Here is a 9,312-nt window from a genome sequence, read left to right on the forward strand (position 1 = left end):
ATAAAACCCTGACTTGTACCGGGAAAACAGGCTGCTACAGTACGTCGAACCCGTTACGCGGGCAAGTCCCCCGGTCCCCGCTTTTGCAGCCCCCGATCACCAGAATCCACCAGCGGCCATTGCCGCCAGGAGAGCCCCATGCAACAACAAGAACTCGTTGCCGCCCAGTTCGGCGCCACCGCCAGCGCCTACCTCACCAGCGCGGTCCACGCCCAGGGTGCGGACCTGCAGCAGCTTGCGCAGGAACTGGCTGCGCTGCCGGCGGCGCGGGTGCTCGACCTGGGTTGCGGCGCGGGCCACGCCAGCTTTGCCGCGGCGGGGGTCGCAGCGGAAGTGACGGCTTACGATTTGTCGGCAGAGATGCTGGCGGTGGTGGAAGGCGCGGCGCGCGACAAGGGGCTGGCCAATATCCGCACCCGCCAGGGCGCCGCGGAATCGCTGCCCTTCGACGATGCCAGCTTCGACGCGGTGATCTCGCGCATGAGCGCGCACCACTGGCGCAACGTGCCGGCGGCGCTGGCGGAGATGCACCGGGTGCTCAAGCCGGGCGGCAAGGTCGTGCTGATCGACATCGCCGGCTCGGACGACCCGCTGCTCGACACCTGGCTGCAATCGGTGGAGTTGTTGCGCGACCCGTCGCATATCCGCGACTACACCGGCAACGAATGGCAAGCGATGCTGGAGACGGCGGGCTTCCAGGCCGGTATCTCGCCGATCTGGCGCATCGAGCTGGAGTTTGCCACCTGGGTGCAGCGCATGCGCACGCCGCCCGTGGCGGTGGCCGCCATCTTGCACCTGTGGCAACTGGCGCCGGCGGAAGTATGCGACCACTACCTGGTCAAGGCCGACGGCAGCTTTGCGCTGGAAGCGGTGATGGTCACGGCAACGCGCAGCTAAGCCGCTAAGCTGTTAAGCCGCTAAGCCAGGGTGCCAGTCATTGCGGCATGGCCGGCTCGGCCGGCAACGGCAGGCTCTGCACCATCTGCCACACGGCGGCGGCCGAGGGCGACAAGGAGCGGTCTTCCCGGCAGACCATGACGATGCGCCGCTCCTCGCGCGGCGTGAGCGGCCGCCAGACCAGCGGCGACGCCGCCGGCAGCGGCAGCGAGAACGAGGGCAGGACCGAAGCGCCGATGCCGGCCTCGACCATGCCGAACACGCTGGCTGAATGCCCCAGTTCCTGCACCACGCTGGGCGCCACGCCATGGCTGGCGAAGATGCGGTCGATCAGGGGCCGGCTGCCCGAGGCGAAATCCAGCAACACCAGCGGCATGCGGTCCAGCGCGGACCACGGCACCGAGTCGGCATTGGCCAGCGGGTGATCGCGCCGGCACACAAAGCAAAATGGATCGGTCGCCAGCGGCGCGATGGTCAAGCCTTCTCGCGCCAAAGGATCGATCAATACGCCAAAGTCCACCGCCCCCGCACGGATCTGCTCGAGGCCATCCGCCTGCACGTTGTCGCGCACGCTGAGACGAATATCCGGGTACTGGCGCGCGCAGGTCGCCACATACAGCGGCATCAGCCGCGCCGAAATCGTGGGTGCACTGGCAATCACAACACGTCCCCGATAGCGCTCGCCAAGCTGGCGGGTTTCTTCCAGCGTATCGTCCAGCTGGCCAAGCAGGCGCTCGATGGCGGGGGCCAGCGCCTGGCCCGCGTCGGTCACCACCACCTCGCGCGTGGTGCGGTCGAGCAAGCGCACGCCAAGTGCCTCTTCGAGCTCAGCCACGCCCCGGCTGACGGCCGGCTGCGTCAGGCCGACGGCATCCGCGGCACGGCTGAAACTGCCATGCCCGACCACGGCGAGGAAGACGCGCAACTGGCGCAATGTGTAATTCATGCGTCTATGAGATGAATGGATGCGATAAATGAATTTGCATTCTAGGCTTCAGTAACGTCCAATACTAGGCGAAACCCTAATCCAACTTTGCCGTCAATGTCCGCCATCCTCTCACCCTTCAAGAAAATCTACGACCTGATCGACGGGTTCGTACTGATCATGCTCACCGCCATCGGCATCGCGCTGCTGGCCCCGCAAATTGGCGCCGGCGACGGCCCGCTGCACCTGGGCATGGTCACCAACCTGGGCGTGGCCCTGGTGTTCTTCCTGCACGGCGCGGCGCTCTCGCGCGACAAGCTGGTGGCCGGCGCGCGCCACTGGCGCCTGCACGCCTTCGTGCAGAGCTTCACCTACATCGTCTTCCCGGTGGTCGGGCTGGCGCTGATGTTCGGCCTGCGCAACACGCTGCCCGCCGAGCTGCTGCTGGGCGTGTTCTACCTGTGCGCGCTGCCCTCCACCGTGTCGTCGTCGGTGGCGATGACCTCGATGGCGCGCGGCAACGTGCCGGGTGCCATCTTCAACGCCACCATCTCGGGCCTGATCGGCATGGCCGTCACACCGTTGCTGATGGGCCTGGTGATCAGCGCCAGCGGCGCCTCGATGCCGCTGGGCAAGGCGCTGACCGGCGTTGCGCTGCAACTGCTGCTGCCGTTCGCGCTCGGCCAGCTGGCCCGTCCGCTGATCGGCAGCTGGCTGGCCAAGAAGAAGCAGATCACCAACAAGATCGACCGCGGCGTGATCGTGCTGATCGTGTATTCGTCGTTCTGCGACGCCACCGCCGCCGGCCTGTGGCACAAGTACAACTGGGAAACCATCGGCGCCGTGATGGCGCTCGCCGCCGTGCTGCTGCTCGTGATCCTGGCCACCACCACCTTCACCGCGCGCCGCCTCGGCTTCTCCGTGGAAGACGAGATCACCGCGGTGTTCTGCGGCTCCAAGAAGAGCCTGGCCAACGGCATCCCGATGGCCAAGATCCTGTTTGCCGGCCACCCGGCGCTGGGCCTCTTGGTGCTGCCGCTGATGGTCTACCACCAGTTGCAGCTGATCGTGTGCTCGGTGATCGCCTCGCGCTACGCCGGCCGCGATGCGCTGCCCGAAGGCGCCACTGCCCGCGCCTGAATATTACCGCGCAACATGACAAACGGCCGGCAAGTTGATTGCCGGCCGTTTTTTTGACGCATTGGCCTTCCGTGGGAGTTGAACCCCTGCCTGCCGCTCCCTCCCCCCACGAGGGGAGAGGGAGCGGCAGGCGTGTCATTGCGGACGGTTTTGGCCCATCCTCGCTTACACCGACGGATTCTTCGACAGTGGCGGATTGCGCGCGAAGTAGTTCTTGATGCCACGCAGGATGGCGTTGGCCAGTTGCTCCTGGTGGTTCTCGTCGTTGAGCTTGCGCTCTTCCTCGGGATTGCTGATGAAGGCGGTCTCGACCAGGATCGAAGGGATATCCGGCGCCTTCAGCACGGCAAAGCCCGCCTGCTCCACGCTGCCCTTGTGCAGCCGGTTGACGCCGCCGATCTCCGACAGCACAGCCTTGCCCACCTGCAGGCTGTCATTGATCTGCGCGGTGGTGGACAAGTCCAGCAGCACCCGCGCCACCTGCGCATCCTTGTTGCCCATGTTGGCGCCGCCGATCAGGTCGGAGGCATTTTCCTTGTTGGCCATCCAGCGCGCCGCGCTGCTCGAGGCGCCGCGCTCGGACAGCGCGAACACCGAGGCGCCCTTGGCTTCCGCCGAGAGGAAGGCATCGGCATGGATGGACACGAACAGGTCGGCCTGCACCCGGCGCGCCTTTTGCACGCGCACATTGAGCGGCACGAAGAAGTCCGCGTCGCGCGTCATCATGGCGCGCATATTGGGCTGGGCATCGATCTTGGCGCGCAGCCGCTGCGCGATCTGCAGCACCACGTCCTTCTCGCGCGAGCCGGAGGCGCCGGTGGCGCCGGGATCCTCGCCGCCGTGGCCTGGATCGATGGCCACCGTCAGCAGGCGGCGCATCTTGAAGGAACGGTCCGCCGGCGGATTGTTGGCGGGCAAGGCCGCAGGCGGATTGTTCTGGGCCAGCGGCGGTGCCGATGGTGCCGTAGAGGGGACCGGTGGCCTGGGCTTGACGGCTGCCATTGGCGGCAGGGCCGGCACCGGGTTGGCGCCCTTGTCGTCGAACTTGCGCACCAGCGCGCCAATGGCGTCTTCCTCGCCGGTGGCAGGCGCGCCGGACGCGTCATCCGCGCCTGCCGGCGGCTGCGTGGCGGCAAACCTGCGCTGCTTGTCCTCGGTGTCGCGCACCAGCGTCCACAGCGGATCGGGCGGGTTGACGGGGTAGAGGTCAAACACCAGGCGGTTGCGGTAGCTGCCGATCGGCGCCAGCGTGAACACCTGCGGCGAGACGTTTTCCTTCAGGTCGAACACCAGCCGCACCACGCGCGGCCGGTTCTGGCCCACGCGCACGGTCTGGATGTAAGGATCGTTGGAGGTGATCTTGGCCACCAGCTCGCGCAAGGTGGGTGAGAGATCGAGGCCATCGATGTCCACCACCAGCCGGTCGGGGCCGTGGATCATCTGGTGGACGGCGGCCAGCGGCTCGTCGGATTCGATGGTGACGCGGGTGTATTCCTCGGCGGGCCAGACCCGCACCGCGACGATGCCGGCGCCAAAGGCGATCTGCGGCCCGGCCAGTGTCAGCACCACGCCGCCGGCGCTGGCCTTGAGGCACTGCGCCAGCCATTTGCGGCGGGCCAGCTGGATATCGTCGGGTCGGTCGGTGGCGAGTCGCTTGATCAGCATGCGCAAAGCAGGATAAGTCCAGTCTGAGTATAGGCACGAAGCGTGACGATACGGCGTTCGGCTGCGTCGTCGGCGTCGCTTGTGTCCGATTGGAGCAACAAGTGAAGGTCCGGTTCCCCAAGCAAGTGCCCGGCATTCTCCGGCCACTCCACCAGGTTAACGGCAGGTTCGGCAAAACAATCACGAAAACCGGCATCGGCCCACTCCTCCGGATCGGCGAAGCGGTACAGGTCGAAGTGGTAGGCGGTCAGGGGTGAGCCATCGGCGCGCGTGACCGAATACGGCTCGCACAGCGTATAGGTGGGGCTGCGCACCTTGCCCGTGTGGCCGAGCGCGCGAAGGATGGCACGCGACAACGTGGTCTTGCCGGCGCCAAGGTCGCCCGAGAGCTGCAGGTGCACGGTCTGGGGCGGCAGCATGCGCACGGCCTCGGCCAGCGCCGCGCCCAGCCGGGCGGTGGCCGCTTCGTCGGGCAGGTTGAGTGTGCGTTCTTGGAGCAGAGGCATTGCGTACAATTGGGGAATGATCGACCGAGCAGCCCAGGCGCCAACCGCCTCGCCCCCTCCTGCCAGCAGCGCCGTCCCCGGGACAGCGCCTGGCCTTGCGCCGTCCATTGCCCATGCGGGCCCGGACACCGCCGGGCTGGAAGCGCTGGTGGGCTCGATCCGGGCCTGGGGCACGGAACTCGGCTTCGATGCGGTCAGCATTGCCGACGTGGATCTCAGCCGGGCCGAAGCAGGATTGTTGGCGTGGCTGGCACAGGGCTACCACGGCGACATGGATTATATGGCGAACCACGGCTTGCGGCGCGCGCGTCCCGCCGAACTGGTGCCCGGCACGGTGCGCGCCATCGTGGCCCGCATGCCGTATCTGCCCGCCGCGGGCCCGGACGACTGGCGCAGCCATGAACTTGCCCGGCTCGACGACCCCGCCACCGCCGTGATCTCGCTTTACGCGCGGGGCCGCGATTATCACAAGGTGCTGCGCAACCGCCTGCAGCAGCTCGCCAGCCGCATCGAGGCCGCCATCGGCCCGTTCGGCTATCGCGTCTTCACGGATTCCGCGCCGGTGATGGAGGTGGCGCTGGCCGCGCAGGGCGGCCTCGGCTGGCGCGGCAAGCACACGCTGCTGCTCGACCGCGATGGCGGCTCGATGTTCTTCCTCGGCGAGATCCTGGTCGATGTGCCCTTCCCCGCCGACGCGCCGGAATCCGACCACTGCGGCCATTGCCGCCGCTGCATCGATATCTGCCCGACCCAGGCCATCCTGGAGCCCTACCGCATCGACGCGCGCCGCTGCATCTCCTACCTGACCATCGAGCACAAGGGCGCCATCCCCGAGGAGTTGCGCGCGCCGATGGGCAACCGCGTATATGGCTGCGACGACTGCCAGCTGGCCTGCCCGTGGAACAAGTTCGCCCACCGCGCCACGCTGCCGGACTTCGACGTGCGCAACGGCTTCGACGCACCCGACATGGCCGAGCTGTTCGGCTGGACCGAGGCGGAGTTCAACCAGCGGCTGGAGGGCAGCCCGATCCGCCGCATCGGCCATGAACGCTGGCTGCGCAACCTGGCGGTGGGACTGGGCAACAGCCTGCGCGCGGCGCTCGCCAGTGGCGACACGGCGCTGGCCGCGCGCATCCGCGCCGCGCTCGGCGCGCGCCAGGCCGACGCCAGCCCGCTGGTGCGCGAGCATATCGACTGGGCGCTGGCGCAAGCGCCAGCGCACACCGAAGCACCCGCTAACTGACCAGGGACAGCCAGAACGGCGTGGTGACGATGGCCGCCACGGTCATGACCGAGATCGTCGCCGCCACCATCGGCCCGTTGCCGCCCATGCGCACGGCCAGGATGTAGGCGCTGGATGCGGTCGGCAGCGAGGCGAACAGCACCACGATCTGCGACTGCAACTCGGTCAGCGGCAGCAAGCGCCCCACCGCCCAGGCAAAGCACGGCATGGCCACCAGCTTGACGCCGCTCCACCATGCCACCGGCCCGATCGCCCCCGTCACCCCCCTCATCTGCAGGCCCGCGCCGACCGTCATCAGCCCCAGCGCCGTGGATGCGGAACCCAGCCGGGCCAGCGTCATGCCCACCACCTCGGGCGGGTGCAGGCCAAGCAGGTTGGTCAGCAAGCCCCCGGCGGTGGCCAGGATCAGCGGGTTGCGCGCCAGCTCGCGCCACAGGCGGGTTTCGCCGTGACGGGCCAGTGCCCATACCGCGGCCACGTTGCACAGCGGCACCGTGCAGCCGACGATCACCGCCATCATGGCCAGCCCCTCGCTGCCGCCCAGGCGCGCGGCCAGCGCCAGCCCGATATAGGAATTGAAGCGGAATGCGGTCTGCAGGCCGGAAGCAAAATCGAGCGGCGCCAGCCGCATCGCCCATTTGACGGCGTAGCCGCCCACCATGCCAAAGGCGGTGGTCAGCAGCGCCAGGCCGAGCATGGCCGAGGTCGAGGAGAAATCGAACTTGGCGCTGTTGGTGGACTGCAACAGCAGCGCGGGGAAAAGCACGAAATACACCAGACGCTCTACGCCAGCCCAGAACGCGCGGTCGAACGGGGAATGGCGCACCAGCAGCCAGCCGATCAGGATCAGGCTGAAATCCGGCACCAACAGGAGAGCAGAAGACATCGATTGGTTTTAGTTATTGTGATGGCCGCCGCGCACGCCAAGTGCAGCCTAGGGCAGATACCAATTGGTATTGTTTCAGAAATCGCGGAATATGGCACGTTCCGTCGTACCGTCCAGCCTCTCCATGTTTCCCCGCCGTACCCCGTTCGCGCACGAACCGCTCGCCCGCCGCGCCAGCCTGCTGGCGCTCGCCCTCTGCGTGGGCGCGGCCCTGGCCATGCCGTCGGAGGCCGCGCGCGCCAACGAAATCGAGGGCCTGCGGATCGACGACGCCACGCGCGTCAGCGGCAAGGAGCTACAACTGAACGGCACCGGCCTGCGCTCGATGTTCATCATCAAGGGCTATGTGGCCGCCCTTTACCTGCCGGAGAAGGCGCGCAATGCCACCGTGGTGCTGGGCGCCCACGGCCCCAAGCGCCTGCAGATCCGGCCGCTGCGCGAGGTGCCATCCGATGCCTTTATCAAGGCCCTGAACGAAGGGATCCGCGAGAACCACAGCGAGGTCCAGTTCCAGAGGCTGTCCGACCGCCTGCTCCAGCTGCGCGAGACCATGGAGCAGATGGGTACCGCCCGCAAAGGCGATGTGATCAATTTTGATTTTTCGCCCGATGGCGGCACCGTGGTCGCCATCAACGGCACGCCGCGCGGCAAGCCGATCCCGGGCGAAGATTTCTACCAGGCCGTGCTGCGCATCTTCCTTGGCGACCATCCGGTCGACCGGGATCTCAAGCGCGGGCTCCTGGGCGGTTAGCCCCCGGGCGGCCACCAGGGCCGCCCGCCAGAACTCACGCCGCCGGCTTCAAAGCCCCGCTACAGCGGATGCGTCGCCGGCGTTCTTCACCTTGGGCGGATATCCCCGCCCGGTCCTTTGACGGGAGACACGATCTCATGCAAACCAGCAAAATCGCCCTGGCCCTTGGCCTGGCAGCAGCGGCCTCCGTGGCGCAGGCGCAAAGCTTCCCGACCAAGCCGATCCGGCTGATCATCCCGTTCGCGCCCGGCGGCACGACGGACATCGTGGGCCGCGGCGCGGCCGACCAGATGAGCCGCATCCTGGGCCAGCCCGTGGTGGTGGAAAACCGCGCCGGCGGCGGCGGCTCGATCGGCGCCGACGCCATCGCCAAGGCCGCGCCCGACGGCTACACGATCGGCATCTCCACCGTCTCCACCATGGCGGTCAACCCGGCGTGCAACCCCAAGCTGTCGTACGACCCGATCAAGGACTTCAAGCCCATCACCAACCTGGCCAACGTGGCCAACGTGATCGCGGTCAACCCGAACTTCCCGGCCAAGGACTACAAGGAATTCCTGGCCGTGCTGAAAGCGAATCCGGGCAAGTATTCGTACGCGACCTCCGGCACCTGCGCCTTCGGCCACATGCTGGGCGAGCAGTTCAAGGTCTCCACCAAGACCTTCATGGTCCATATCCCCTACCGCGGCGCGGGCCCGGCGCTGAACGACGTGCTGGCCGGCCAGGTGCCGATCATGGTTGACAACCTGCCCTCCTCCATGCCCTACATCAAGGCAGGCAAGCTGCGCCCGATCGTGGTGGCGTGGAACAAGCGCATCGACTCGCTGCCGAACGTGCCGACCTTCGGCGAGCTCGGCCTGAAGGAGCCGAATGACCCCGCCTGGTATGGGCTGGTGGCGCCGGCGGGCACGCCTGATGACGTCATCAAGAAGTTGAACGAAGCCGCCGTCAAGGCACTGCAGGACAAGGACTTCCAGCAGCGCCTGCGCACTGCCGGCGCGGAACCTTCGGGCAACACCCCGGCGGAGCACGCGGCCGAGATCAAGAAGGAGTTCGAGAAGATGAAGACGCTGGTGAAGGTGCAGAACATCAAACTGGAGCAGTGATGCCGGTGGCAATCCTGCAGCACTAGCCGAAGCCGGCGAGCGGGCCAAAACCGTGCGCCATGACGACGGTTGTCTCTCCCTCTCCCCTCAGGGGGAGAGGGCCGGGGAGAGGGGTGGCTTAGCTGGGAACCACTTGAAGCGAAGCCCGTGGTTGTTTCCAGCTCCCAGGCGTAACCGGCGCGGGGGGGGGGGG

The 9,312-nt window shown here is 67.3% G+C and carries 9 protein-coding genes; 5 read left to right on the plus strand and 4 right to left on the minus strand.

Annotation, left to right across the window (positions count from 1 at the left end; genetic code table 11):
• The first annotated feature begins 138 nt into the window (after positions 1-138).
• Positions 139-897 (plus strand): class I SAM-dependent methyltransferase, encoded by a 759-nt coding sequence (locus ACYP5B_RS52805; RefSeq protein WP_400100861.1) that lies wholly within the window; start codon positions 139-141, stop codon positions 895-897.
• A gap of 37 nt (positions 898-934) precedes the next feature.
• Here the strand turns inward: ACYP5B_RS52805 and ACYP5B_RS52810 are convergent, their stop codons facing one another.
• Positions 935-1,843, minus strand: a complete 909-nt coding sequence (locus ACYP5B_RS52810) for a LysR family transcriptional regulator (protein WP_318230648.1) — start codon at positions 1,841-1,843, stop codon at positions 935-937.
• A gap of 96 nt (positions 1,844-1,939) precedes the next feature.
• Between ACYP5B_RS52810 and ACYP5B_RS52815 the strand changes: the two genes are divergently transcribed.
• Positions 1,940-2,962, plus strand: coding sequence for a bile acid:sodium symporter family protein (locus ACYP5B_RS52815; protein WP_400100858.1), 1,023 nt, complete (start codon positions 1,940-1,942; stop codon positions 2,960-2,962).
• 165 nt (positions 2,963-3,127) lie between these two features.
• Here the strand turns inward: ACYP5B_RS52815 and ACYP5B_RS52820 are convergent, their stop codons facing one another.
• Both ACYP5B_RS52820 and tsaE read right to left on the minus strand, forming a co-directional pair.
• Positions 3,128-4,627, minus strand: a complete 1,500-nt coding sequence (locus ACYP5B_RS52820) for an N-acetylmuramoyl-L-alanine amidase (RefSeq protein ID WP_459575473.1) — start codon at positions 4,625-4,627, stop codon at positions 3,128-3,130.
• Positions 4,621-5,133, minus strand: coding sequence for a tRNA (adenosine(37)-N6)-threonylcarbamoyltransferase complex ATPase subunit type 1 TsaE (gene tsaE, locus ACYP5B_RS52825; RefSeq protein WP_400100854.1), 513 nt, complete (start codon positions 5,131-5,133; stop codon positions 4,621-4,623). Before tsaE ends, ACYP5B_RS52820 begins: the two co-directional genes overlap by 7 nt.
• A 16-nt stretch (positions 5,134-5,149) precedes the next feature.
• Between tsaE and queG the strand changes: the two genes are divergently transcribed.
• A complete protein-coding gene (gene queG / locus ACYP5B_RS52830) occupies positions 5,150-6,376 on the plus strand; it encodes a tRNA epoxyqueuosine(34) reductase QueG (RefSeq protein ID WP_459575474.1) in 1,227 nt (408 codons plus the stop codon).
• Here queG and ACYP5B_RS52835 read toward each other — a convergent pair.
• Positions 6,369-7,262, minus strand: a complete 894-nt coding sequence (locus ACYP5B_RS52835; protein ID WP_459575476.1) for an AEC family transporter — start codon at positions 7,260-7,262, stop codon at positions 6,369-6,371. The genes queG and ACYP5B_RS52835 overlap by 8 nt on opposite strands.
• Before the next feature lie 217 nt (positions 7,263-7,479).
• On the opposite strand from ACYP5B_RS52835, the gene ACYP5B_RS52840 reads away from it, so the two are divergent.
• Together ACYP5B_RS52840 and ACYP5B_RS52845 are read left to right on the plus strand one after the other, a co-directional pair.
• The gene (locus ACYP5B_RS52840) at positions 7,480-8,013 is read left to right on the plus strand and encodes a chalcone isomerase family protein (protein ID WP_400100865.1); all 534 of its coding nucleotides are present in this window, start codon (positions 7,480-7,482) and stop codon (positions 8,011-8,013) included.
• Positions 8,014-8,150: 137 nt separating this feature from the next.
• On the plus strand, positions 8,151-9,119 hold the full coding sequence (locus ACYP5B_RS52845; protein WP_400100849.1) for a tripartite tricarboxylate transporter substrate binding protein BugE: 969 nt from the start codon (positions 8,151-8,153) through the stop codon (positions 9,117-9,119).
• The last annotated feature ends 193 nt before the right edge of the window (positions 9,120-9,312 follow it).

Source organism: Cupriavidus sp. 8B, assembly GCF_054589115.1.